Source organism: Rhodococcus sp. NPDC127593 (assembly GCF_042671975.1).
In the GTDB taxonomy this organism is placed as follows: domain Bacteria; phylum Actinomycetota; class Actinomycetes; order Mycobacteriales; family Mycobacteriaceae; genus Rhodococcus_F.
The window spans coordinates 20,482-46,296 of sequence record NZ_JBHXWI010000022.1 but is presented as its reverse complement, the minus strand read 5'-3'; the positions used below and the strand labels follow the sequence as shown (position 1 = coordinate 46,296).

At 63.7% G+C, this 25,815-nt stretch carries 21 protein-coding genes; 9 read left to right on the top strand and 12 right to left on the bottom strand.

What is annotated here, in order from left to right; all coding sequences use genetic code 11:
- Positions 1-1,185 carry a thiolase family protein gene (locus tag ACFVJ3_RS21305; protein WP_378453910.1) on the bottom strand — a complete coding sequence of 395 codons (1,185 nt, stop codon included), beginning with the start codon at positions 1,183-1,185 and terminating at the stop codon, positions 1-3.
- Positions 1,182-1,595 carry a Zn-ribbon domain-containing OB-fold protein gene (locus tag ACFVJ3_RS21300; protein ID WP_009472413.1) on the bottom strand — a complete coding sequence of 138 codons (414 nt, stop codon included), beginning with the start codon at positions 1,593-1,595 and terminating at the stop codon, positions 1,182-1,184. The genes ACFVJ3_RS21305 and ACFVJ3_RS21300 overlap by 4 nt, the downstream gene beginning before the upstream one ends.
- Positions 1,596-2,426: 831 nt before the next feature.
- Here ACFVJ3_RS21300 and ACFVJ3_RS21295 point away from each other — a divergent pair.
- Positions 2,427-3,629, top strand: a complete 1,203-nt coding sequence (locus tag ACFVJ3_RS21295) for a CaiB/BaiF CoA transferase family protein (RefSeq protein ID WP_378453909.1) — start codon at positions 2,427-2,429, stop codon at positions 3,627-3,629.
- A 134-nt stretch (positions 3,630-3,763) separates the two neighbouring features.
- The gene (locus ACFVJ3_RS21290; protein ID WP_378453908.1) at positions 3,764-5,359 is read left to right on the top strand and encodes an MFS transporter; all 1,596 of its coding nucleotides are present in this window, start codon (positions 3,764-3,766) and stop codon (positions 5,357-5,359) included.
- On the opposite strand, the gene ACFVJ3_RS21285 is transcribed toward ACFVJ3_RS21290, so the two are convergent.
- The 5 genes from ACFVJ3_RS21285 to ACFVJ3_RS21265 form a co-directional block, all read right to left on the bottom strand.
- Positions 5,332-6,990: an FAD-binding protein gene (locus ACFVJ3_RS21285; RefSeq protein ID WP_378453907.1), complete on the bottom strand. Its 1,659-nt coding sequence runs from the start codon at positions 6,988-6,990 to the stop codon at positions 5,332-5,334. The two genes, ACFVJ3_RS21290 and ACFVJ3_RS21285, sit on opposite strands and share 28 nt — an antisense overlap.
- Positions 6,991-7,161: 171 nt before the next feature.
- Entirely contained in the window at positions 7,162-8,073 is a 912-nt protein-coding gene (locus ACFVJ3_RS21280; protein ID WP_378453906.1) for a 3-keto-5-aminohexanoate cleavage protein, read from the bottom strand.
- Positions 8,074-8,167: 94 nt separating this feature from the next.
- Complete coding sequence (locus ACFVJ3_RS21275) at positions 8,168-8,989, bottom strand: TetR/AcrR family transcriptional regulator (protein WP_378453905.1); 822 nt, start codon at positions 8,987-8,989, stop codon at positions 8,168-8,170.
- A gap of 82 nt (positions 8,990-9,071) precedes the next feature.
- A complete protein-coding gene (locus ACFVJ3_RS21270) occupies positions 9,072-10,508 on the bottom strand; it encodes an ABC transporter substrate-binding protein (protein WP_378453904.1) in 1,437 nt (478 codons plus the stop codon).
- A gap of 580 nt (positions 10,509-11,088) precedes the next feature.
- Positions 11,089-11,661, bottom strand: coding sequence for a TetR/AcrR family transcriptional regulator (locus ACFVJ3_RS21265; RefSeq protein WP_378453903.1), 573 nt, complete (start codon positions 11,659-11,661; stop codon positions 11,089-11,091).
- Between the two features lie 308 nt (positions 11,662-11,969).
- Here ACFVJ3_RS21265 and ACFVJ3_RS21260 point away from each other — a divergent pair, with 308 nt between their 5' ends.
- Both ACFVJ3_RS21260 and ACFVJ3_RS21255 read left to right on the top strand, forming a co-directional pair.
- Positions 11,970-13,376 (top strand): amidase, encoded by a 1,407-nt coding sequence (locus ACFVJ3_RS21260; RefSeq protein WP_378453902.1) that lies wholly within the window; start codon positions 11,970-11,972, stop codon positions 13,374-13,376.
- Between the two features lie 96 nt (positions 13,377-13,472).
- The gene (locus tag ACFVJ3_RS21255; RefSeq protein WP_378453901.1) at positions 13,473-14,816 is read left to right on the top strand and encodes an MFS transporter; all 1,344 of its coding nucleotides are present in this window, start codon (positions 13,473-13,475) and stop codon (positions 14,814-14,816) included.
- Positions 14,817-15,269: 453 nt separating this feature from the next.
- Here ACFVJ3_RS21255 and ACFVJ3_RS21250 read toward each other — a convergent pair whose 3' ends face one another.
- The 3 genes from ACFVJ3_RS21250 to ACFVJ3_RS21240 all read right to left on the bottom strand — a co-directional run bounded on the left by ACFVJ3_RS21250 (position 15,270) and on the right by ACFVJ3_RS21240 (position 19,002).
- Entirely contained in the window at positions 15,270-16,394 is a 1,125-nt protein-coding gene (locus ACFVJ3_RS21250; protein WP_016881662.1) for an NDMA-dependent alcohol dehydrogenase, read from the bottom strand.
- Between the two features lie 59 nt (positions 16,395-16,453).
- Positions 16,454-17,890, bottom strand: coding sequence for an aldehyde dehydrogenase (locus ACFVJ3_RS21245; RefSeq protein ID WP_378453900.1), 1,437 nt, complete (start codon positions 17,888-17,890; stop codon positions 16,454-16,456).
- A gap of 128 nt (positions 17,891-18,018) precedes the next feature.
- The gene (locus tag ACFVJ3_RS21240; RefSeq protein ID WP_378454001.1) at positions 18,019-19,002 is read right to left on the bottom strand and encodes a TIGR03857 family LLM class F420-dependent oxidoreductase; all 984 of its coding nucleotides are present in this window, start codon (positions 19,000-19,002) and stop codon (positions 18,019-18,021) included.
- A gap of 231 nt (positions 19,003-19,233) precedes the next feature.
- Between ACFVJ3_RS21240 and ACFVJ3_RS21235 the strand changes: the two genes are divergently transcribed.
- The 5 genes from ACFVJ3_RS21235 (at position 19,234) to ACFVJ3_RS21215 (ending at position 23,595) form a co-directional block, all read left to right on the top strand.
- Positions 19,234-20,349 carry a phosphotransferase family protein gene (locus tag ACFVJ3_RS21235; RefSeq protein WP_378453899.1) on the top strand — a complete coding sequence of 372 codons (1,116 nt, stop codon included), beginning with the start codon at positions 19,234-19,236 and terminating at the stop codon, positions 20,347-20,349.
- The gene (locus tag ACFVJ3_RS21230) at positions 20,346-20,795 is read left to right on the top strand and encodes a MaoC family dehydratase N-terminal domain-containing protein (RefSeq protein WP_378453898.1); all 450 of its coding nucleotides are present in this window, start codon (positions 20,346-20,348) and stop codon (positions 20,793-20,795) included. The genes ACFVJ3_RS21235 and ACFVJ3_RS21230 overlap by 4 nt, the downstream gene beginning before the upstream one ends.
- On the top strand, positions 20,792-21,214 hold the full coding sequence (locus ACFVJ3_RS21225; protein WP_378453897.1) for a MaoC/PaaZ C-terminal domain-containing protein: 423 nt from the start codon (positions 20,792-20,794) through the stop codon (positions 21,212-21,214). Before ACFVJ3_RS21230 ends, ACFVJ3_RS21225 begins: the two co-directional genes overlap by 4 nt.
- A 66-nt stretch (positions 21,215-21,280) precedes the next feature.
- Positions 21,281-22,609, top strand: a complete 1,329-nt coding sequence (locus tag ACFVJ3_RS21220) for a TetR/AcrR family transcriptional regulator (RefSeq protein ID WP_378453896.1) — start codon at positions 21,281-21,283, stop codon at positions 22,607-22,609.
- Between the two features lie 215 nt (positions 22,610-22,824).
- Positions 22,825-23,595, top strand: a complete 771-nt coding sequence (locus tag ACFVJ3_RS21215; RefSeq protein ID WP_378453895.1) for an SDR family NAD(P)-dependent oxidoreductase — start codon at positions 22,825-22,827, stop codon at positions 23,593-23,595.
- A 133-nt stretch (positions 23,596-23,728) separates the two neighbouring features.
- On the opposite strand, the gene ACFVJ3_RS21210 is transcribed toward ACFVJ3_RS21215, so the two are convergent.
- Positions 23,729-24,592, bottom strand: a complete 864-nt coding sequence (locus ACFVJ3_RS21210; protein ID WP_378453894.1) for a patatin-like phospholipase family protein — start codon at positions 24,590-24,592, stop codon at positions 23,729-23,731.
- Between the two features lie 19 nt (positions 24,593-24,611).
- A complete protein-coding gene (locus tag ACFVJ3_RS21205; protein ID WP_378453893.1) occupies positions 24,612-25,796 on the bottom strand; it encodes a CaiB/BaiF CoA transferase family protein in 1,185 nt (394 codons plus the stop codon).
- Positions 25,797-25,815 lie beyond the last annotated feature (19 nt).

Below are 25,815 nucleotides of genomic sequence, written 5' to 3'. Positions count from 1 at the left end.
TCACCCTTCGCGACGTAGCAGCATGCAGCCTGCCTCGGGTCCGCCACCGATACCGACTGCGGCGATTTCGACGTCCTTGGCGATCTGCCGGTCTCCGCCCTCCCGCCACAACTGCACGCAGGCTTCGTGCAGGAAGCCGTATCCGTGTAGACGGCCGGCCGAGAGCTGGCCACCGTGTGGGTTGATGGGGAGTTCACCGTCGAGGCGGTAGCGGTCCTCTTCGTCGAGGAATTGGCCGACTTTGCCGTGCTCACAGAACCCCAGCGCCTCGATCCACTGGGTCGTCAAGTAACTGAAGCCGTCGTAGAGCGTCGCGAAGTCGACGTCACCGGGGGTCAGCTTGGTGGTCTCCCACATCGAATCCGCCGCGTCGTGGGACGCCATGGTCGTGAGGTCGGCTCGCTGGTCCCAGGTGTGCCGCTGCGCGAGGGACGCACCCGCCGCTTCGATGGCGAGGGGCGAATTGTTCAGTCCGACCGACGCTTCGCGCCGCGAAACGATGATCGCCGTCGCGCCGTCACACGGAACGTCGCAGTCGTAGAGACCGAGCGGCCAGGAGATCAACCGGGCGCCGAGGTAGTCGTCCATCGTCATCGGATCCCGGTAGATGGCATTGGGGTTGAGACCGGCGTTACGACGGCCGTTGATGACGAGCTTGCCGATCTGCTCACGGGTGAGCCCGAATTCGTGCATGTAGCGCTGCGCGTACATGCCGATCCAGTTGGCAGGCGACGCCGCACCAAATGGCAGCCGGAACTCCGAGTGTCCACTGGCACGAGCCATCTTGCCGGTCAGTGCCGCGGCGCGACCGGAGGCCTGAGCGGTCGCCTCCCAGACCGAGCGGAAGCAGAGTACGTGGGTGGCGCGCCCGCTCGCCACGGCGGCAGCTGCGTCCAGAAGCGTTCCGATCTGCCCGGAAGTTTCGACGCCGCTGACGTGCCAGCGGGTCTTCAGGCCGAAAGCGTCACGGACGTCATGTGTCGTCGCGCCGACGAAGCCGCCCTCCGCGTTCACCGGACCGGGGTAGCTGGCTACACCGTCGATGTCGTCGAACGACAGTCCGGCATGCTCCACCGCTCGCTCCGAGGCCTCGAGTGCGAGGTCGATACCGGTCCGCCCGATACGGCGTCCGATCTGAGACTGCCCGATACCCGTGATGACTGCACGGTCGTCCACAAAGGTCATTTCGTCACCGGCCTGAAGAAGGGAAGTGCCACGTCGTCCTGCTCGTCGAAGACCACCTCGACCGCCATGCCGACCTCGACTGCGTCGACGTCACACTCGACGAGGCAGGTGGTCAGGCGAACGTCCGGTTGATCGTCTAGTTCCACCGCCGCAATGACATAGGGAGGCGGGAACGCCGGAAACCACTGATGGTGATTGACGGTGTACGCCGCGACCTTGCCGGTACCCGAGGCGACCTCGGGACCGACGTCGCGGCTGTGGCACCGCCAGCACGCGCCGACCGGCGGATGAATCCACCCACGGCACGCCCGGCACCGATAGATGCGTAGCTCGTCTTCGAATCCTCCGGTCCAGAAGTCCCGCGACTCCGCGGTCACCTCGGGGAGCATTCGTCCCGACTGGTTTGACATCGAGTTCCTCCAAAGAACTGCCGCTGACGGGTGCCCGATACCGATCAGCCGCGCGAAACGGATGAGACGTGACCTCGGTCACCTTGGGCGAACCCTAGCATCTGATGGTTGTGTCACGAAAGAGTGGAGCGAAATCATCGACCCCGGGAAGCGCGTGTTCCTGACGCCGGCACCCAAAGGCGGGAGGGTGACATTGCAGCGCACACTCGAATCTCTACGCCTATGCGCTGGAGAATTCGAGGACCACCGACGTTTGCATGCCCGCCGATAGTCCGTCCGGTCACGATGCCGAGAAGCTCGCGAAAGTGTTCAGCGACGCCCGAACCGTCCCCGGGAAGCATCCCTCGCCTTTCAACTCTCTGACACCTATGTTCACACCAAAGGCATTTGAGCGAGGACGCGCATACCCGATCCGCCACCGGCTGGGCAGATGACCATTCTCAAAGTACCCGTCGTGTCAGATTGGTGGTGCAGAATTCAACTGATTACTCCGCGCATCGATCGGGACCATCGAGTGGCACGTCTGGCAGAAGGCGATTCGAGCAGTCGGAGATGCGGGCGTTTCCGGGCCATGCAGTGGTAATTCATGACCCGTCGACCCATTCGCGCACCCCCACCACCAGCCCGAAGCCGTACATTCGATAGTCTTGTGATGCGGAACACACAAACTTCGAATTTTTATGTACACTGAGTCAGATACTTCTCCTCAGAGGTTTCAGGTTCACAGTGTCTCCAGGTTCGCCAGGGCTCGCCGGCTTACCGGCGCCGTACCCATTTCGGCACCTGCCGCTGTCCCCCATCCGGAAAGGAAGCATCACCGTGGTCGGTGTAATGAACGGAATCCGAGTCGTCGAGGTTGCGGCATGGACCTATGTGCCCGTAGCCGGCGCCATCCTCACCGAGTGGGGTGCCGACGTCCTGAAGATCGAGCACCCCGAAAGCGGCGACCCGCAACGCGGTCTGGTCAGCTCCGGCCTGATCCCCGCCGGCGGCGTGAATCACATGTTCGAGCTGCCGAACCGCGGGAAGCGGAGTGTGGCGCTCGATCTGAAGTCGGAGGAAGGGCGCGAGCTGTTGATGAAACTCGTCGCCACGGCCGACGTGTTTCTGACGAACTTCCGCCCCTCGGCGCGCAAGAAGCTACGCATCGACGTCGACGACGTTCGTGCACACAATGACAAGATCATCTATGTCCGCGGGTCCGCTGCCGGTCAGCGCGGACCGGAAGCCGAACGCGGTGGATACGACATGTCGTCCTTCTGGGGTCGCAGCGGAGCTGCCGACAACGTCACCCCGGCGTCGAGTGAGTACCCGGTGAACATGCCGGGTCCCGCCTACGGGGACACCCTCGGCGGCCTCACCATCGCGGGAGCGATCTCGTCGGCGCTGTTCCACCGGGAACGGACCGGCGAAGCGCTCGTCGTCGACAGCTCGCTCCTCGCGATGGGGTCCTGGGCGATGGGCGCGACGATCGCAGGCGCGCATGCCTTCGAGATCGACGAGTACCCCAAGCCGGTTCAGTCCGAGGCCGCAAACCCCCTGGTCAACACTTACAAGACCGCGGACGATCGGTTCATCTCGATCGTTATGCTCGAATCCGACCGCTTCTGGCCCGAGCTGATGACGGTGCTGGAGAGCCCCGAGCTCATCGACGACCCCCGGTTCGACAGCCACGCGAAGCGTGCCGAGAACCGGGCCGCGTGCATTGCCGCCATCTCGGCAGGGTTCGCGAAGAAGACACTCGACGAGTGGAAGATGGCTTTGAAGGACATCAACGGGGTGTGGTCGGCCGTACAGAAGCCGCGCGAGGTCGTCACCGACCCTCAGGTCGAGGCAAACGGCTACATCGCGGACCTCGAAGACGCGGCAGGCACTCCGTTCAAGCTCGTGACGGCACCGGTGCAGTTCAATGAGCAGCCCAGCCAGGTCACCCGCGCACCCGAACACGGTGAGCACACCGACGAGGTGCTGGAGGAACTCGGCCTGAGCATGGACCAGATCATCGAATACAAGGTGAGCGGAGCAATCCTCTGACCCCGACGTTGTTGTCGGACAACTGCATGTGACGTGGAGAGGGTGCCGAACAGCGGCACCCTCTCCACGTCTCTGCGATCTGGCACTGTCGACGTCCCCTTTCGCGACATTCGACGGCGCCCGGAAAGGCGGACATGAGCACTCGAGACGTGTGGCGCACCCGAATGCGTTCGCGCTCGGCGACTTCAGAAGACACCCGAGACCCGATCCGAGATGCCGCCGTGCACCCGCACAGCCGGCACGACCGGATGCTCGCGCTGACGGGTACCCTCCTCGGTCTCGTTCTCGCGGCGCTGGCCTCGACGACCGTCCTCACGTCCCTTCCGGTGATGATGCACGAACTCGACGGGGATCAGACCGCCTACACCTGGGTGGTCGGTTCCACTCTGCTCACGACCACGGTGAGCCTCGCGATCTGGGGAAAGCTTGCCGACCTCTTCTCCCACAAGAAGCTCATGTTCGCGGCCATCGCCGTGTTCGTCGTGGCATCGCTCTTCGCCGGTCTTGCGCCGAATACCGCTATCCTGATCGGGTTCCGAGCCCTTCAAGGAATCGGGGCCGGAGGAGTGATTGCCGTCGGGCCGGTCCTGCTCGCGGATCTCCTGAGCCCGCGCGAACGTGGGCGCTACGCCGGCCTGATCAGCGGGGTGATCGGCATCGGCACGATCGGCGGCCCCGTCATCGGGGGGATCGTCACCGACACCATCGGCTGGCGCTGGAACTTCTACCTCGGCATCCCCTTCGCGATAGCGGCAGTGGTACTCCTTCAGCGGTCCCTACACCTGCCCGTCCACCATCGTCCGATCCGGATCGACTGGGTCGGCGCCGGCCTGATCTCGGTGAGCGCATGCGCGCTCATGGTGTGGGTCACGTTGGCGGGCAATCAGTTCGACTGGCTGTCACCGACGTCGTATGTCGTGTTGGGTGGTGCGGTCGTGTGCGCCCTCGCCGCGGCGGTGGTCGAGGCGAAGGTCCGCGAGCCCGTCATCCCCCTCGCGCTGCTCAGGAATCCCTCGATCTCCCGCGTCGTGATCGCCAGTACGGCATTGGGTGTCACGATGCTGGCAGTACCGACATTCATGAGTCAGTACCTGCAGATCGCCCGAGGCCTCAGCGCCTCGGTGTCCGGAATGTTCATGCTGTCCATGTCGGTCGCGACGTTTCTGACTGCCTCCGTAGTCGGACACCGGATCAGCCGAACCGGATTGTGGAAGCGCTGGGTCGTCCTCGCCAGCGTTGCGCTCGTCTGCGGGCTCGCCGGTCTGTCGACCCTCACCGTCTCGTCCGGGCTGACCGCGGTATCCGTGTATCTTCTGTGCATCGGGTTCGCGATCGGAATCCTGATGCACAATCTTCTCGTCGTCGCGCAGAATTGCGCGCCGCCGCACCAACTGGGTGCCGCCAGCGCGCTGCCCGCGTTCTTCCGTCAACTCGCGAGCGCGATGAGCGTCAGCATCCTGGGCGCTGTTCTCGCAACGAGAATCTCCGCATTTCATACTGGCGGAGACGAATCGGAGTTGGTGAACGCATCTGTTCCACGCGTGGCCGACCTCGCCGAACCCCTACGCGGACAGCTTCAGACCGCGTACGCCGACGGCATCGGCGACCTCTTCCTGCTGTGCACGCCGCTCGGACTCCTCGGACTCGTTGCCGCACTCGTGCTGCCCAACACTCCCCTCAGCAGCAAAACCGCAGTCGAGAGTCAGGCGCTCGATCCACTCGACACGTGATCGGCCCGTGACGCGTTGTGAGCCGCATCGCGTCCTGACAACCAGCCGAACACCAGCGCCGGCCCCAACGTTCCCCCCGCGCCGCCGTATGTCATACCCATCGCTGATGCCATGACATTCCCGGCCGCATACAGTCCCGGAATCTGCTTACCGTCGACGTCCAGCACTCGGCCGTGAGGATCGGTTCGCGGGCCGCCCTTGGTGCCCAGCGCCCCGCTGCGCACCTGAACTGCGTAGTACGGCGGGGTGTCGAGGGGTCCGACGTTTGCGGCTGATGTCGGCCCGACCTCGCGGTCGCCCCACCACTGGTCCAGAGTCGTTTCGCCGCGACCGAAGTCCGGGTCTACTCCATCGACGGCACTCAGATTCCACGCGCGTACCGTCTCCGCCAACTGGTCTGCCGGAACCTCTATGACCTTGGCCATCGCTTCGATCGAGTCGGCCGTTTCGATCCACTCCGGAAGCTTGGCGGGCGGGAAGTGGCCCGCGAGCCCGAATTTCTGAAGGTAGTGGTGGTCGAACAGCAACCACGCAGGGTGGTTGCTGTAATCGTACGTCGACACGTCGAGGTAGTGGAACGCGGCGCCGAATGCGTTGTAGTTGGCGGATTCGTTGGCGAATCGACGACCGGCGCGATTGACCATGATGCTGTGTGGACGCGACCTCTCCCCATTCACGAGGAACGGAAACCGACCCACCCCAGGTCGATCGACATCGATGGTCGGCGCCCACCACGCTTCTCTCATGTTCCCCAGATCCGCTCCAATTCGCATTGCCATCTTGAGCCCGTCCCCCGTGTTCGTCGGCACCGAGACGGGGCGATCGAGAGGGCCACGCAGGAAGGATCGAACCAGGTCCGGATTCTGCTCGAATCCACCGGTGGCGAGGATGACACCGCGTCGTGCGCGGACTTCGAACTTCATTTCGGAGCCGAACCGAACACCTACGACTCGGCCTTCCTCCAGGATGAGCGTGGTCGCGTGGGCTGAGGTCTGCGGGAACATATCGCGATCCAGACAGCCCCTGAGTAGGGCGCCCATGAGCGCCTGGCCGGTACCACGCGCGTCAGCAGTCTTGCGTGCGGCCAGGTCCTCGGCAGTAGGTCCGCGGGACGCGCCTTTTCCGAAGGTAGTCTCGTCGAGCGAGATATTTACTGGTAGTTGATTTCCCACCCACACCTTGTCGGCCCATTCGCCCAGTTGTGCGAAGGGGAACATCGGACACATCAACGTACGGCCGCCGTTCTTCTTACCGCCCGGCTGCGTCGGATGATAGTCAGGGAAGTTTTCGATAACCTTGAATTTCGCCGGGGTGTGCGCTTCGAGCCACGAGATGACACCCGGTCCGTTGTGCACGAAGGATTGGAGAACCGGTTCGTCCACCGTGCCATGTGTCAAAGAACGAATGTAGGTGAGTGCCTCGTCGAAACTATCCTGGATACCGAGAGCTTCCATGTGCGGGTTGTTCGGCATCCACACCATGCCACCGGACCAGGCTGCGGTTCCGCCGACATGGTCTGCCTTCTCATAGATTCCTACATCGGCCCCCGCGTCGTGCGCGGATAGCCCAGCCGCCAGCCCCGCTGCACCTGTGCCGAGAACGATGACATCATGAGTTCTTGTGTCGGTCATGCACAATTCCTGTTCGTGAGTTCGGGTCGATGAGGCCGCACAGTCGGCCGGCCGCCACGACATAGGCAGGACCTTCGGCGACATGCTGCTCGAGGCGCGTCGAATGTCGGAAACGACGGTGGGACCAGTTCAACTCTCTGTCACACTGCCGATCTCACTGGGCCAGGTCGCTTACACGACCGTTGTTACTTGCTGAGAGAGCGCGCCCAGTGCCTCGTTCCATCGTGCGACCGGTCGGCCCACCTCGTTGGCGACGTCGATAACCTGCTGCACCATTTCGGCGTTGGTCATGCCGACCTCACGTAACGGGTCCTCCCGGCCGGTGCGGATGTGTCCGCCTTTCTCGATGGCGTATTTCAGCAGATCGGACTTCAGCACCTCGCCGCCCATTACGGAGACGAACCACGGAAGGTTCGCCCCGTCGAGCATGCCGATGTAGAGGTCGAGGGCTTCCTTAGTGGGCGGTAGACCGAAAGTGGAGCCCGAGCCCTTGGCGCCCCACGCGGGCCCCCCGGCGAAATAGAACTTTGCGTAGGTGCCGGGCACGAACTTCCCGGCCGCGCCCAGTGAGCGCACCCAGGTGAGAAAGCCCGGATTGAAGATGCCGAGAGAAGTCGGGACGCCGAACTCGCGGGAGAGCTCGACCATCTTTGCGGCTTGCCCGAAGGTGGTTCCGCTCACGATTGATCCTGTCAGCAGTCCGTCCTTGTCCGCGCGGCCGTGCTCCGTGGTCCCCGGGTCGAAGGCGAACATGGTCATCTGTCCGGACTCGTGTAGCGGGCGTAGATGGCGCATCTGTTCCCCGACCTTGTGGCCGGACATGTAGGCGGGGTAGAGCAGGGCACCCGGGTGTTCGGCTAGAACGCTGCGGTTGATCTCGATGACCTGGTCGATGGCATCCTCCAAGCCGAGTGAAAAGTCGTGGTGGATGTGGACGATGCCGGCACCGGCCGCCAGGCAGTTCCTGGCCTCCGCGATGATGCGCTCTGTGCTCTGTTCTTCACCGCCGGTGTTCGCGACCACACTCGACATCGCCGTTTCGATGACAATGGGCCGTTCGTCCTGAATCGAATTGCGGGTCATGATTGTCCTTCCTTGTCAGTGGTCAGATTTTTAGCTACGGGTTGGGCCGGCCGAGCGGGCCGTACCAGGTGATTCGGGGCCAGGTTGTGATTTCTCACAGCGAAGCGGGGTCGCGTGCGACGTACTGATCGTTCCTGACCGGCGTGAACAGCTCATCGCTCAGCATGTGGATATTGATTGCGATTGTTGTTGCGAGGGAGACACCTTCGTCGTAGCCGAAGGACTTCCACGCAACACGAACCGCGGTCTGGACGGCCGCTCCTGCGAACATCGCCCGCTTGGACCGTGGATCAAGTCCCAGCCGCGAGGCCACAACCTCACACCAGTAGTCCTCACTGTCGATGATGGCTTGCAGCCAGACGGCTCGGAATCCGGAGTCGGCGGCGAGAACCCGATACATCTTTCGGGCTTCTTCCGGATGGGTGGTCGGCCAGGACTGACTCCACACTGCAACGAATGAATCCTTTATCGGCTCGTCCGCCGGACGTGCGGCGAACTCTGCCGCCACACGCTCGATACCGGCCATCAGGAATGGTCGCACCGCATCTTCCTTACGCGGGAAGTATCGATAGAACGTCCGTTCCGAAATCCCGGCGTGACAGGCCAGGTCCTTGACTGTCACGTCGGCCGTCCCCTGTGCAATCAGATACTCGACGGACGCCTGCGATGCCGCTTGCAGTGCCTTCCGCTTGGACCCGGCCCTCGCAGTCCCGTCGAGAGGAACGTCGGCCGGGAGTTCCGCGGTCATGATGAATCCTTCTGCTACTCCAGCTTCGCGACTGGGTGTTGGTGATGCGGACCACGATACCTCGTTCTGGCAGAAACTGCCAGAGGATAGGAGGCAAATCTCCAGGCGATGCAACGGTGCCATGCGTGGCTGTTCAATCACACCTGGTGCCTTAAGCTGATTCTTCACGAAGTCGAGGAATCCACCGGCGCTATGACAGCGCCCTAAGCAGAATCCAGGTGACAGAAACTGCCACAACTCGGGATTTTCGTCACGACGACTTGCCGATATAGCGGATGTCCATGATTCCAGAGAAGTCGACATGGCCGAGGCGCTCGAGGCCAATTACCTTGTCACTCGACCCGACCACAGTGGGCGCTCCGCACAGAAAGAGCTCGTATGCCTGTTCCGCAGCTATGCCCGACGCCTTGGATACCAGCTGTGTCCGTTCGCCCTCCCCCAGGTTGGGATTCAGCGACGCCACAATTGTGTCGGACAGTTCCGTCGACGGGGCGGTCGGGAAGTAGTTCGGTACGAGGTAGGCTCCCATGAGAGTCTGCGACGGCAAGGCATACGTCACCCGCGCATTGATTGTCTCGTAGCCGCCGTCCGCGAACTTGTGTTGCGACTCTCCCGCGGGCATGGCGAGCATCTCCATGGCGACGCCGACTTCGGCGAATTGCGCCTGAATCGCCGTGATCATTTCCTGTATGGGAGATAGGCCCGAAATGTAGACGACTCGAAGCCGAAAGCCCTCCGGGAGACCTGCGTCGCGCAGCAGGCGTCGTGCCTTCTCGGGATCGTAGTGGTACAAGCGCTCGACAGCAGGGTTGTGGCCGTCGATTCCTGAGACGAGTGGTTGCGAAGTGGGCGAACACCTTCCATTCATCAACCCAGCATTGATCGACTCACGGTCGACGGCGTAGTTGAGCGCCTGCCGCACCCGGGCGTCGTCGACGCCATCTCTGCCGATGTCGAACACTAGCGAGTAGTACATTGCAGTCGGGTAACTCTCGACCCGGTACTGTGATTGCTTCGCCAACGCCTCGACGTCATCGATCTGCCCGGTACGAACAGGAATCAGGTCCACCTGACCGCTGCGAAACGCATTGAGCCGGGCGTTCTCATCGGTCATTCCGATAATTTCCAACCGCGCCGACTGCTGTGCCGACGGATCCCAGTACACGTCCGATCGGCGGTATGTAATCCGATCACCACGCCTGAGTTGATCGATCTCGTAGGGCCCAGATCCCGCCGTCTCGGACGCCAGATCGACGCCGTTCTGCAGCGCAACGGGACTGATGATCGCTGCGTGCGTCGATGCAAGCGCATAGGGCAGGTCGGCGGCCGGCCGCGTGGTCACGATCCGCACCGTTCGCTCGTCGAGCGCAGAGACATCCGCGACCATCGACAGGGTGGAGGCGGACCGGAACCGGGGATCACGGGCCCTCCTGAGACTCCCGACTACCGCATCAGCATCGACTGTGGCTCCGTCGTGGAACCGTGCGTCCGTCCGCAACACGAAATCGGCCGACATCCCATCAGGAGCGAACGCCCACGACTCGGCGAGCATCGGCGCGACCGTCGGGCCCGACTGGATCTGTGTCAATCGGTCATATACCGGCGACAAATACGGAAAGTCGACGAGGTAGCTGGTCGACTGGTAGGGATCGAGATTGTTGGGGGCAAGGGTGGCTGCAACTCTCAACGTCGCCGCCCTGTCAGGCTTGGTGAACTCACCCGGGCCTCCACCCGCCGGTACGCCCCCACACGCACTCGACAGCATCGCAATCGTGATCGCGGTGAGACCCGCTCGGAGCCTGAATCGTGCCGTGGTGGGACCATGCATCAGATGTCATCCGTTCTTACGGGGAACAGGGCGAGCAACCATAATGCGACGGAACAGTCGTCGTGTAAGGACCAGACGACGGACCGGATTGCGGTCGCGCACGGGCTGTGGGACGAGCGCCGCAAACGCTGATCGTACGAATGCGCCTGTCTCGGTGGTCCGATCCTTCATACCTCCCCGAAACGAGCTCCGGTAGGTAATGCCCTAGCCCGTGTCACAGATTCTGTAGATGGATCCCATAGACGACACAGATATGTGCACGTGGAGACAACCGGTCAATGCGGAAGCCTCAGTTGCACCGGCAAATCGAGTCGGGCGTCCAGTAGGCCATCACGCCGAGACCGCTAGCCCAATTCGCGGCCCCGGATCGGTGCTCATGCGTGTGAATGACACGGATATGGAGGTATGTTCGTCGGCAACTTCCGCTCCAGTACTCGAGTCACCGCTGGGCTCCGATCGCCGGGAACGCTTCCGCATCAAGGATGCTGACGGACAGTTCTGAAATTGACCGTGCGGCATCTTGATACATCGAGTACAGATCCTCGACTCCACCGCGCGTAACCCAAAAGTTCACCAGAGCAGAGTTGGCCGCCTCGAGTGTTGCAGCCATGAGTTGAGGACGCATGTCGGCGTCTGGATCGATACCCAATGAGGCTGAAATGAAGGCAGTCAGTGCCAACTGGACACTCCGGCGGCGCTCGCCGTTTGCCCTGTCCATCACCTCAGGGGCTGTGGCGGCAGCCGTTTTCCAGAGCAGGTATCCATCCAAACCCGATTGTGTGTTCAAAGTCAGAGCCATCCACACCGCCCAGATCACGGAGGCAGGATCGGGCGACGGCTCGAGACGCGCGAACTCGTCGAGTACCACCTGATTCTTCCGGCGGTGGAAGTCGAGAAGCAAGTCTTCCTTGTTCGGGAAATAGCGGGTCACCGTACGAAGCGAGCACCCCACCCGGTTGGCAATCTCGTCGACGGTCACTTCGGAGTATCCACGCTCGGTGAACAGTTCCAACGCAGCATGCTCGATGTTGGCGGCGACCCGCTGGCGTCGTTCCTGCCAGCCCGCACTCAGGGCTCCATCTCGCGCGGCACCCGCGCGGGACACTGCGGACAGCGGTTCCGATCCGTTCATCTCTGCCCTCTTCCCCAGAAGCGTTAATCCTCTGTTACGACTCGGGTGACGGTCCTTCGCCCCCTTGACAGTTTGACACATTAGGTCGAAGGTTCTCTTACTTTGACTTATCCGGTCAAAGTATTCACCCGGGGGCGAGACGCAACTCGACTGCTTCGAGCGCTCGCCCCAGCACGAAAGAGGCGAGAATGAATGAGCTGACCTGGCTACCGGCATGGGAGATCCGCGATCTCATCGCACGCGGAGATGTCTCCGCCGTGGAAGTCGTCAACCACTTCCTGGGCCGGATCGACGAGTTTCAGCCGAAGCTCCATGCCTTCGCGACACTCGATCCGGAACGAGCCCGCTACGAAGCTGCGGAAGCGGATTCGGCTCGCCGGCGAGGGGAAGAGCTCGGCCCCCTCCACGGTCTCCCGATCTCGGTGAAAGAGAATCTGGCAGTCAAGGATGTGCCGTTCGCGTTCCCGCGAACCGGAACGTACGGCGTCTCGGAATTCGATGCTATCGCTGTCGAACGCCTGCGGGGTGCTGGAGCGATCGTGGTAGGCACCAACACCATGATGGGCACCGGAATCGCAAGGTCCGAGGACTCGAGGCCCGAGGCACCCACGATGGGTAGCTATAACTGGGACGCCGAGGCACGCAATCCATGGGACACGTCTCGGGTTCCCGGGTGGTCGAGCTCCGGTGGTGCGGCCGCCGCGTCAGCGGCCTTGTTGCCGGTGACCATCGGCAGCGACGGCGGTGGATCCACACGCCTGCCGGCAGCGTTTTCCGGCGTCGTAGGGGTGCATCCGACAAGGGGCCTCGTCCCCCACGTCGACTACCGGCAGCCGAAGTTCCGGCTCACTTCGACAAACGGACCGCTGGCCCGGGACGTCCGAGACGCCGCTTTGGTGATGCAGGTCCTCGCTGGACCGGACGCCCGCGACTACATCTGCATCCAGAACGAGCCCGCTGATTTCCTCGCCGCCCTCGATGCCGGTGTCGGGGGCATGCGCCTGGCCTGGACCGATGACTACGGATACGCGGCCAAGCACGCATCGCCGGAGAGCGGACGGGTTGTCGCAGCGGTTCGCGAGATGGCCTTCAAACTACGGTCTCTGGGGGCAGCCGTGGAGACGACCGATCAAGTCTGGGAACCAAGCAACCGCGGCGGTGGGCCGGCCCCCGGCGAACCGTCGGTATACGAGATCGAGGTCGGCAACAATCCCCCGCCCCTGCCGCCAGTCGATTCACGGCTCTATCGCGAAGCGCTCGAATGGCGAGCACGCAACGGAAACAAGTTTCGGGAATTATTCCGCGAATACGACCTTCTGTTGTCGGTGACGAGCCAGTGGATCGCACCGACCGTCGAGCAGTGGGACGAAGCATGGACCACCCGGCCCGAGAAGATGGCTGCGGACTACACGCCACACACCGTCTTGTGCAACATTCTGGGCTTGCCGGCGGTGTCCGTGCCCTGTGGATTCGTGGACGGGATGCCGGTGGGCTTGCAGATCGTCGGCCCCCCGAGCAGCGAAGATCGCATCTTCAGACTCGCCTCCGCCTTCCAACGAGCGTTCCCCACCAACGAGCGGCCTTCGGTTAGCTAGACCGGTCCACCGGATGCCCCCAGTCGGTCAGTGATCGTCAGCTTCCGGGCACCCGAGTCCTTCTGAAAATCACACCTTCCTGGAAGAAGAACCCACATGGTCAACGCCCCAGCAAAGGATCGGTCGCGGCTCCTCCTCGCAGCTGCCACGGCCGGCAGCATCGTCGAAAGCTTCGATTGGCTGATCTACGCGGTCCTCGCACCCTACTTCGCACATGCAATATTTCCCGGTGATGACCCTGTGGTGAGCCTGCTGGCCTCCTACCTCGTTTTTGCGATCGGCTTCCTGATCCGACCTATCGGTGCGGTGATCATGGGCCGCATCATCGACCGACAGGGCCGCAAGTTCGGGCTGGTCGTTTCGGTTTCGATAATCTCCGCCGGTGCACTTGTCATCGCGCTGACGCCCAGCTACGACACCATCGGTGTGTGGGCAGCGGTCATCGTCGTCTTCGCCCGGCTCTTCCAGGGCCTGTCGATGAGTGGTGAGCAAGCCGCAGTCGGAACGTACCTTCTCGAGACAGCGCCCCGGAATCGACGGTTCCTCTTTGGCGCGGTTGCCAGCGCCTCGAGCTATGTCGGGCAGATGCTGGCGACTGCGTGTCTGGCGATCCTGCTGGGAATCTACGGCGCCGAGGGACTCGAGTCAGGCGGCTGGCGCGTGGGCTTCATCGTCTGCGCCGTTATGGGTCTGGTCGCGCTGTGGATTCGGGGCGCCGCGCCAGAGAGCGAGATCTTCACCGAACAAGTGAAGAACGAACGTCCGCGTCAACTTCCACTACTTCGCGCACGCACCCGCCAGGCTGCCGCGATCTTCCTCATGCTCATCCCGGTCACCATGGGCATGTACTTCATCACCGCCTACCTGGCCAAGTTCCTTTCCCATGCCGGCGTCGCGACGAAGGAGCAAGTCACAGGGTACGTGCCGATCTTCACGGTGTACTTGATCCTCGTCATCTTGGTATCGGGATTCCTCGCGGACCGATTCGGTGGCCTCCGAATATTGCGGATCGGGTACGTGACCCTTGCGGTGTGCACGCTGCCGGTCATCATCGGACTGTCCACCGGGCTGGTCCCGATTCTGCCCGGAGCACTGCTATACCTCACAGTCCTCGGAGCTGTCACAGGTCCGTTCGCCATGGTCGGCCCTCAATTGTTCCCGCCAGCAGTGCGAGCCGTGGGCGTGGGATTGCCGTCGATGATCTCGGTAGCACTCTTCGGCGGGACATTTCCGCTCATCGCCGAAGGTCTTACCGCCGCTGACAATTCTGGCGCCATCCCGTGGTACATCGGGGTCGGGGCAATCCTTGGACTGGTTGGCAACATTCTCGTTCGTAAACCGGATCTCATTCACGATTCCGACACCACCGATCAGTCGAGGGAGGTCCGTCAGCACTCTGCCCGGTTGCGCAACACTGTCATCTCCGACCGCACCCGGTAGCGGCGCCCGAGAATGGCGCCATCACAACGAATATTTTCCCAGCTGGAGGTGACACGTTGTTCCAGCCGAGGCCGACCCGTCTACCAGCAGGTTGTCATCGCAACCTGACACAAGGTGGCTAGCCGGGCGTAACCGGTTGCTGTACACCGTGTTTTGACATCAATGATGAAACACGGTGTACAGCGGGATCGGCGTCGCAACTCGAAACCCCGACGCTGCGGACGAAATTGGCTGCCGCCCGCATCGGGCCTACCGTGTGGAACGTGCGTTTACCGACCGATCCGGATCGAGTCGAGGAACCCGGACGATCGATGAGCCCGTCGGCCTCGGCGGTGCTGGCGCTGGCGTGGGGAACGCGATTCGGCGGAATGGCGCCTGAATCGGTATATCCCCAGGTGTCCGCCCGCTTCACCCGTGGCCATCCCGGAACCTACAGTGCGTGTGCTCGGGCGATCACGCATCCGCCGCGGGGTAGCGGAGGACTCCGCGGATGTTGCGGCCACCGCGCATGTCGTCGTAGCCGTCGTTGACCTTCTCGAGCGGGTAGTCCCTCGTCACCATCGAATCGAGGTCGACGCCGCCCGAACTCCAGAGCTCCAGCAGCTTCGGGATGTCGGCACGCGGATTGGCCGAGCCGTAGAGACTTCCCACGATCTGCTTCTCCGTGAGTGTCAGGTCCATCAGGCTGACCGAGATCTCGCGCTCCGCCATCGGGTGGATGTTCGTCACCACCAGCCGGCCGCGCTTCGCGGTCATGGCCAGGGCCTTCGCCACCAAACGGCCCTCCCCCACACCCATCGCGCAGATGAACTTGTCGGCACCACGATGCCACGTGGCCTCGGCGACGACCTCGGGGGCTTCCTCCCACGACGCCGCCACGTGGGTAGCACCCATCCGCTTGGCTTCCTCACGCTTGAATTCGGAGGGCTCGATGACCGTGATGGTGCGCGCCCCAGCGATTCTCGCTCCCTGCACTGCCGCGGCACCGATACCGCCCACACCCGCGACGACGACGGTCTCGCCGGGCCGGACGTCTGCCGAGTACACGGCCGAACCCCAGCCGGTGACGAAGCCACAACCCAGGAGGCAGGCACGGTCGAGGGGATGATGCGGTTCGATCTTGATGCAACTGGCCTCGTGGACCACGGTGTGGTGTGCGAAAGACCCGATACCGCAGGCAAGCGCGAGATCTTCGTCCCTGATGTGGTGGCGTGCGGTGTCGTCGAAGATTTGACGCCCGCTGTAGATCTTGGCTCCGAGGTCACACAGACTCTGGTGACCGTTCGAGCACGACGGACAACGACCACACGAGGGAATGAACCCGAACACGACGTGGTCGCCCGGTTGCAGCCACGACACGTGGGAACCGACTTCCTTGACGACTCCGGCGCCTTCGTGGCCACCGATACACGGTAGCCGGAACGGCATGTCTCCGGTCACGATGTGCTCGTCCGAATGGCACATCCCGGAGGCGTGCAACTCGACCAGAACCTCTTGTTCCTTGGGCGGGTCCAGCTGAATGGTTTCGATAGACCAGGGAGAGTTTCGCTCCCACAGGACTGCAGCCTGCGTCTCCATGTAATTCCTTCCATCGGCGCGGCACCGGCTGGTGTCGACGCGAGTGAGTGTCCTGGGGGTCAGAGAATGATCGACTGCGGCTCGAGGTATCCGGCGATACCTTCCGGACCACCTTCTCTGCCGACACCCGACTGCTTGAAACCGCCGAAGGGGCTGCCGAAGTCGAGTGGTGCGGGCGAGTTGACCGATACCGATCCCACGCGAAGTCGAGCGGCCACGCGCGCCGCTCGCGCGGCGTCCGCGGACCATACCGCCCCTGCGAGTCCGTAGTCGGAGTCGTTGGCGAGAGCCACAGCCTCGTCCTCTCCCTCGTACGGGATCAGTACGCAGACGGGCCCGAAGAGTTCTTCGCGCGCAATGGCCATGTCGTTGTGGACATCCGCGAGCACCGTGGGCGCCACATACCAACCGGTGTCGAGACCGTGGGGACGGGAGCCGCCGGCGACCACCCGCGCCCCGTCCTGCACTGCGCGCTGGATGTGGGCTTCGATCCGTTCGCGCGCGGCACCGTTGATCACCGGCCCGACGTCGGTCGAACGATCCGCCGGGTCCCCGACCGTCAGCGCGGCGACGGCGGCGGCGATCGCGTCGACGCACTCCTCGTAGCGACTGCGCGGCAGAAGGATACGGGTCTGCGCGGCGCAGACCTGACCATTGTTCGCCATGACCCCGGTGACGAGACCCGACACGACCTTCTGGTCGAGAACAACGTCGTCCAGGACGACGGCAGCGGACTTTCCGCCGAGCTCGAGGCCACACCGGCGAATGTCTGCCGCGCAGACGGCGCCGATGCGTTTGCCTGCCGCCGTCGAACCGGTGAAACTCACCTTGTCGACACCGGGATGTGACACCAGAGCCTCGCCCGTCTGCACGTCACCGGACACGATGTTGATCACTCCCGCCGGAATCCCGGCGGCCTCCACTGCCGCCGTCAGCTTCGACAATGCGAGCGGAGCCTCGGGCGACGGCTTGAGCACCAGCGTGCAACCGGCGGCGAGTGCGGGGGCCAGCTTCAGGAAGGCGGTGAACAGCGGCGCGTTCCACGGCAGAATCGCACCGACGACACCGACCGGGAGCTGCCGCACCAGGACTTCTCCGCCGATCACCGACGTCCGACGGTCCTCGAAACGGTATTCGGGCGTTATCTTCTCGAAGGTGCGAAGAACTCCGAGCGCGGTTCCGATCTGCCCGAAGGACGCCCACTTCCGAGGTGAGCCCACTTCGGCAGAGACCACGTCGGCGTAATCCCGGGACTGCGCCTCGATCGCATCGGCCAGCCGGCCGATCGCGGCTGCCCGCTCGGCGGCGGTCGTCGTGGCCCACGGACCGCGCTCGAGCGCATCACGGGCCGCGGCAATCGCCGCTCCGACCTCTTCGGCGGTGGCGGCGGTGACGTGCCCGAGCACCTCGCCCGAGGCGGGCGAGGTCACCGCTATTCGTGCGCCTGCGCTCGGAGACCATTTCCCGGAGACGTAGATGCCCTCGTAGTTGTGCACTGGTTCCCTCTCGTCCGGAGATCGCCCTCTGTGGCGATCGACGCGCCCCGCACCGAGGTACGTAAACCTCAGGTAGCGCGTATACACATCGAATTCTGGCAGTAATGTCACATTAGGGCAAGGTCGATTCAGGCGCGGTCCACGACGTCGCCCAATTGATCCGGCGTACTGCCGTGCAAAACCAACTCGTCGGCGCCCGCCTCGCGATACCTGTCGAACATCGACCGGCACTCACTCGGCGAACCGAGCGCTGCAGCACCCCGAATCCATTCAGCGGGCAGAGACCGCGCCGCTTCCGTCAGCTGCGCGCGGGTGCGGACCGAATCCGCCACTCCCTTCACACCGGCGAGCTGCGGGTGGGCGCGGAGTGCCGCCAGCAGGTCAGGGTCCCAACCGTTCACCTTCGCGAGCTGCTCCCCGAATGTCGGGATCTGGTAGTAGGTGACGGCACGCCCGCCGACGACCGCAGCTTCCTCGTCCGCATCCAGGCCGGATGCGACCACCACCGTCGCGTAGATCCGCACGGACTCCGGGTCACGGCCGGCGTCGACAGCGGCCGCCCTGACTGCCTCTGCCGACCGCCGGACGGCATCGGGTGTGAGGAAGGGATGCAGCAGAACTCCGTCGAAGTGACGACCGGCGAGCTCGAGCCCCTTCGGGCCGATCGCAGCAAAGACGAGCGGAGGAACAGGCTGGTCAGGGATGTCATTGAGGCGAAGAGCGGGGTAGACGCCCGCAGGTCCGTCGTAGGTCACCTTCTCGCCGCGGCACAGACGGCGGAAGATGTCGGCGGCGTCGACCAGGGACCGATTCGTGGATTTGGGGAGTCCGACAGCGCTCCACATCCGGTCGACCGAACGGCCGACTCCGATCACGATCCGGCCGTCGGAGAGACCCTGTGCCGTCATCGCCAGCGAGGCCAGCATCGCGGGATGCCGAGACTGCAGATGGGTGACGCCGGCCGCGATCTTGATCGTGCTCGTGACCTGGCTGAACGCTCCGGCAAGCACGCCGAAGTCCTTGGTTCCCCAGCGCTCGCTCAGCCACAGCGTGTCCAGGCCGAGCCGTTCGGCTTCGACCGCCTGGGCGATGGCGGGCCGGGGGTCGGGCACCCGGCCGGGGAGGGCATACGCACCGAGACCGAGCCGATTCCGGACCGCCACGGGGGCCGTGCCGGGCCTGGGGGTGGATTTCTCATCATTCATGCGCCTATTCTGACAGTATTGGTCATATAAAGAAATGGTCGTGAACGACGGATCAGCCGTCGTGCCGGATCTCCCCGGCACGACAACCGGCACGACAACCGGCACGACGACTCGAAGTAGAAGCACGGAGGGACCCACGTGGCCTACACGGCGACAAGAGGCGAACTGGAGGGCGACGTGCGCGACGTCCTCACGCGATGGCTGCCTGCGCGACTGGTTCCCGAGACGCACAGGGACTTCGACATATCGGAGTTCTCCGCTCCCGACGCGGGATATTCCGGCAAGACGGTGTTCTTCACTGCATCCTGGTCGGATATCCACGGCGTCCGCCGACGTGCCGACCTCGTGCTGCGCATGCAGGCGTCGAACCACCAGTTGTTCGTGGAGCCCGACGCCGTCCGGCAGGCGGAAGTGATGCACCGACTCGGTCGCCACCCCGGCGTCAACACCCCGGACATCGTCCTGATCGAACCGGACGCGAGCGTTCTCGGCGCGCCCTTCTACCTCATGACGAGGGTGCACGGCCGCACTCCCTCCGACGTCCCCAGCTGGCACAAGCGGGGCTGGACGGTGGAACTCACCGAATTTGAACGGGAAACGCTCTGCGACAACGCGATCAGAGCACTCGTCGCCGTGCACGGGATAGCTGACGAGAGCGATCTCGCATACCTCCGGAACGGTTCCGACCATTCGGGGAGCACGGCACTTCACCGCTATCTCGACCGCCTTCGCCAATGGTACGAATGGTGCCGCGGCGATCTGGTCGTGGGCTCGGACGTCCTCGCGGAAGCACTCGCCGAGCTACTCGACCACGCGCCAGAAACTGACGCCGAGGTACCGGTCTGGGGTGACGCACGCGTCGGGAACATGTCCTTCGCCGACGACCTCTCCGTTGCCGCACTGTTCGACTGGGAGACGGCCACCACCGGGCCACCCGACATCGACCTGGGCTGGTGGCTGATGTTCGAGCGCTACCTGTGCGAGTCTCTGGGCTTCACCCGGCTGCCGGGAGTACCCGACGACGACGAGATCGTTCGTCGCTACGTGGAGTTCGGCGGGCGGCCCACCGGGGACATCACCTACTACACGATGCTCGCCGCGTTCGTGCTGGCGCTGATCACGAACCGACTGGCGCTGCTCCTCGCTCGCGACGGCCTGGACGAAGCCACGGCACGAACCTATCCGACTACCGCTGTCGAGCTCACTCGGCAGTATCTCGCCGACCACATCGCCAGAAGGAGTACGACATCATGACGATCCCGTCGACCGAACCCGCGCCGAAGGGCGCTGTCAGCGAGGAGTGGGAGGTGTTCATCGAGCGTGGCAAGATTCGCGAGTTCGCCGCCGCCATGCAATCGGACAATCCCGACTACGACGGCGCCGACGCGATCGTCCCGCCGACCTTTCTCATCACAGCGGCGCAATGGGCGCCGCCGGGAGTGCGGCTGACACTGGGGTTCGAGCGCAAGCGCCTCCTGCACGGCGAGCAGGAGTACATCTTCCACCGTGCGCTCCCCACCGCCGGGGATCGACTACTTGCCAGGGAACGGGTGATCGACCGATTCGAGAAGCCCGGCAAGAAGGGCGGTCTGATGCGGTTCGCCGTAATCGCGACTGAATTCCACTCCCCTGAAGGCGAACTGATCGCCGAAGCGCGCGGAACTTTCATCGAAACCGCTGCCAAAGAAGGTGCCAAATGACGACGACAGCTCCGCTCGTGGCCGGCGCGAAGGCCGAACCGCGACAGTTCGGCCCGCTCTCCACCCAGATGTTCGTGCGGTACTCCGGCGCGTCGGGAGATCTCAACCCGATGCACTACGACGACGTGCTGGCTCGCGCCGCGGGAAACCCGTCCGTGTTCTCCCAGGGAATGCACCAGAGTGCTTTGCTGGCAACCTTCGCCACCGACTGGCTGGGTGCCCGAAATGTCCGGCGATTCGGTGTCCGATTCCGCGAGCAGGTGTGGCCAGGGGATATTTTGACCTGCACCGGAGAGATCACGCGCATCGACACGGCGCCCGACGGGACGAAAATCGCCACCGTCGTCCTAACCTGCACCCGCCAGACGGGTGGAATCGCCATCAGTGGTACCGCGGAATTCGGAGTTACCGATGCGTAGTAATTCCGCCCACTCACCTGTCCTCGTCCTCGCAATCTGCCTCGCCTCCCCATAGACTGTCCACTGATGTCAGAAAATTCGATCACCCGCCGAGCAAGTTACGGCCCGTCGAGCCCCGAAGTGGGCAGTCGGGGCGCAAGCACGCGCAACAAGATCGTGGAAGTGTCACTGGATCTCTTCGCCGAGGTCGGCTTCTTCAACACCTCGGTGGAGGCGATCGCGAAAGCCGCGGACATTTCCCGGGCCACGCTCTACCAGTACTTCCCCGGCAAGGACGAGATCTTCCTCGAACTCCTCGAAGAGTGCGGCCGTGCGCTGTTCCGCGTCGCGCGCCGCATCGGGCCCCTGGGCCCCACCGAGGTGGGGTTCGACAACCTCAACTGGTGGCTGGGCGAGTGGAGCTGGGTCTTCGACAAGTATTCGACGATGTTCGTGCAGTGGACGCAGGTCGCCGCGTCCGATACCGCCGTGCGGCCGGAGATCACACGGTTCATCGAGGGCTACAACAAGCGGATCTCCGAACGCCTGGCCACATCGGGAATCGAGGGCATCGATCCTGACGCGGGTGCCGTGATGATGACCGCAATCGTCCACCGGATGAACCTCTTCATCCACACCGGACGGGCCTACGGTCGCGACACCCAGTCCGTCGTCGACGCCGTGTCCGTCTTCATTCAGTTGGTGCTCTTCCCCGAAACCCCACCCGAGGTCCTGAACAGCCTCTCGTTGCGCGCGTCGGGCACCGGCTCCATCGACATGCCCGAGCCCCCGAACACCCAGGGTCTGTCCACCCAGGACCGCGTGGCGGGTCTCAGCAAGCGAGCGGTGAAGACCGTCGAGACTCTGGTCGAAGCAGGTGCAATCCAGTTCCGCGAAAAGGGGTACCACCGCACGAGCGTCGACGACATCGTCGAGCAGGCCGGATTCGCGCGCGGAACGTTCTACAAGTACTTCAGCGAGAAGCAGGATCTGCTCGTGGCACTGAGTGTGGAGGCCACGGCGTGCGCGATCGAACAGGCCGAGCGGGTCCGGAAGATCGATCCGATGGCAGAGGATGAAACCGAGTTGCGAGAATGGCTGGTGGGGTTTTCGCAGTACGTCACTCGTTACGCAGGATCGATCGACGTCTGGTCCGAGCGGAACAGTGGGAACGACATGGTAGTGGACCTGGGCACCTACGGGCAGGCACGCATGGACGACGCCCTCCTGGCGGTGGTGACGAGCCGCAAGCGCGACTACCCGTTCGACCCGGTCATGGCGGCCTTGATCTTCCGTGCCCTCGTCGGCCGGGTGCCGCAGGCGTCGCAGGAGCTTCCCGAGCCGCTGCCGCAGGACGACTTCGTGTCGCTGCTCGTGGCGTGCATCAAGCGCGGATTCTTCAGTCACGCCACCTGACAATCATCTGACCGTCGATCGACAGTTCGAGCCCTACCGCATGGCGCGGCAGGGCTCGAACTGTCTATGCACCATCCACTTTCGCACTCGCAAGTGGGATCGGACATCTACTCCCTCCACGCTATTGAACTTTTCTGACAATTGTGTCATTTTTGATTGAGTGCACCAGTCAACGGCTCGCGGCTCGTTTCGTGGCCAGGAGAGGAACAACGAAGATGGACATCAGCAACGCGTCCGCGCTCGTCACGGGCGGAGCGGGAGGCCTCGGAGAGGCCACCGTACGTCAGCTCGCCGCTGCCGGAACCTCGGTGATCGTCGCCGACCTCAACGACGAGCGCGGTAAGGCACTGGAAGCCGAACTCGGCGAGAAGGTCCGCTACGTCAGCACCGACGTACTCGATGAAGCCAGCGTCGTCGCAGCCCTCGCGGCGGCAAACGAGCTCGCTCCGCTCCGCATCGTCGTCAACGCTCACGGGGGCGGCGCCGGGGCCTCACGCGTGGTCGGACGGGACGGCGAGCCCGCCTCGTTCGAGCAGTTCCAGTGGTACGTCAACCTTTTCCTCAACGGCACGTTCAACGTGCTTCGCCTGGGCGCGGCAGCCATGGCCAAGAACGAGGCCGACGAGAACGGCAGCCGTGGGGTCATCGTCAACACCGCGAGCATTGCGGCATTCGAGGGCCAGATCGGACAGACCGCCTACTCCGCCGCCAAGGGCGGCGTAGTGGGCCTGACCCTTCCTGCCGCTCGCGACCTCACCAAGTTCGGCATCCGAGTGATGGCCATCGCGCCTGGCACCTTCTTCACACCCGCGTTCAAGATGGAGCGCGAAGAGGCCGAGAAGTTCTGGGGTTCGAATGTTCCGTTCCCGAACCGCATGGGCAGCCCATCCGAGTACGCCGGCCTCGTGCAGCACATCGCCGAGAACGACTACCTCAACGGCGAGGTCATCCGGATCGACGGTGCACTGCGTTTCCAGCCGAAGTAGACACCGGCGACGACGCAAGGCCACTCAGCCGGACCCGTCGAACGCCGCGACCCGCCATGGGCTCGACACCGTAACGAGTGTCGTGCCCATGGCGGGTTTCTTTGTGGTCGTCTGCGCTTCAGGGGCGTCCCCGTCAGGGAACGACGCCGAGGAACTCGCCAAGCTGCGCAGCTGCTCGCCGGCCCTGATCGCGCCCCGCGAGTGCAGCCGGAGCTCGTGTCGAGGGTGCCAACGGGTTCGTCCCGAAAGCCCTGACCGCGGCAGCGTCGGCAAAGACGGGCAGCACGTCGGAACCGGACATCGACGTGATCTCGGTGAGCAGACTCCCTCCGAGCAGATACGGACCGGGCTCGGGTGCCGGAGCAAGGATTACGACACGCCCGTACTCCCCCGCCAAGAACGCATTGGCGGTACTTTCCACACCACCGTCCATGAACTTGCGTCCGCCGATCGTCACCGTCGGCCAGATTCCCGGAACCGCACAGCTCGCGGCCACGGCGTCGACGAGCGAGACACCGTGACCATGCTGGAAGACGACGAGCTCACCGGTCGACGCGTCGATTGCGGTGATACTCAGCGCCCGCTCCGGCCATTCGTCCGATGGGAGCCGAGACTCGATGACCGCCCTGCGCGTTTCCTCACTTACTGTGGGGGCCCGGAGCGCCGACGCGCCGATGCGGCGTAACCGTTCTCGCGGCGAGGCGTTCTCGTCGCCGAGTCCCTCCGCAAAGACCGCCATCAGCTGCTCGAGGTCGACACCGGGATCGATCTCGGTGGTCTCCGCCACGAGTTGCGTGTGGAACAGGTCGCTCAGACCGACACCACTCGAGATCTGAGCCGCGACGGTGGCACCGGCCGAGGTGCCGACGAGATGTGTGGAATCGAGAAGCGCCCGAGCCACGTGCTCCGACTCGTCCTGCACTCCGAGGAGGAAGCCCAGTTCCCACGCGATACCTGCGACTCCTCCGCCCGCCAACACCAACGCCAGATCTTCCACGTGACAACTCCCTCTTCCGTCAGATGATCGCCTTCGACCTCAGCTGTGCGATGTCGGTGCCGGAACGTCCGAGACCAGTGAGGATCGCGGCCGAGTGCTCTCCGACCGCGGGGACGGGATCCATCCGTGGTTCGACGCCCGTGAAGGACGCCGGCGGCACGAGTGCCTGGATAGTCCCGTGCGGCGTCGCGACATCTCGCCATCGCTTGCGCTCGGAGAGTACCGGGTGGGCCCACAGTTCGCTGACCGTGTTCATCCGCGCGTTCGCGATCGACGCTTTCTCCAGTTGCCCGGCGAGTTGGTCTGCGGTGAAACCCTCGATGGCCTCGGTGATGATCTGCTCCAATACCTCTCGGTTGGCCACTCGGTCGGGATTGGTGGCGAACCGAGAGTCCGTGACGAGGTCGGGCTGTGCGAGTATCTCGATGCACAGCCGCTCCCATTCACGTTGATTCTGGATCGCGAGGAGCACCCGCTCTCCGTCACCTGCGGTGAACGGCCCGTACGGTGCGATCGTCGCGTGCCGAGCACCGGTGCGCAGGGGACTCTCGCCGCCGTACTGCGCGTAGTACGCCGGTGAACCCATCCACTCGGCCAGCGCGTCGAACAGAGACACACTGACCGAACGCACTCGGCCCGACACCGCCCGGGTGTACAGGGAGGCAAGGATTCCCGAGTAGGCGAAACTTCCGGCTGCGATGTCGGCGACCGAGATTCCGGCCTTCGCGACCTCGTCCGGCGACCCGGTGATGGACAGCAGCCCTGCCTCCGCCTGGACCAGGAGGTCGTAGGCCTTGCGCGTACCCCACGGTCCGTCGGCACCGTAACCGGAGATGTCGCAGACGATCAGCGTCGGGAAGCGGGCGGCGAGATCCTCCGCGCCCAGGCCCATGCGGTCAGTGGCTCCCGGTCCCAGGTTCTGCACGAAGACATCTGCCGTCGTGAGAAGCTCGAACAGGATTTCCCTGCCTTCGTCGGCCTTGAGATCGAGTGACAGAGATTCCTTGGACCGGTTGAGCCAGACGAAGTAACTCGACTGCCCGTGAACCGAAACGTCGTAGCCGCGGGCGAAATCCCCGTCGCCAGGTCGCTCGACCTTGATGACGCGGGCTCCCAAATCTGCCAGTTGACGCGTCGCGAACGGTGCCGCGACAGCCTGTTCCAGACTGACCACGGTGACACCCGCGAGGGGAAGGTCATTCACGTGCAATTCCTTTCGTCTG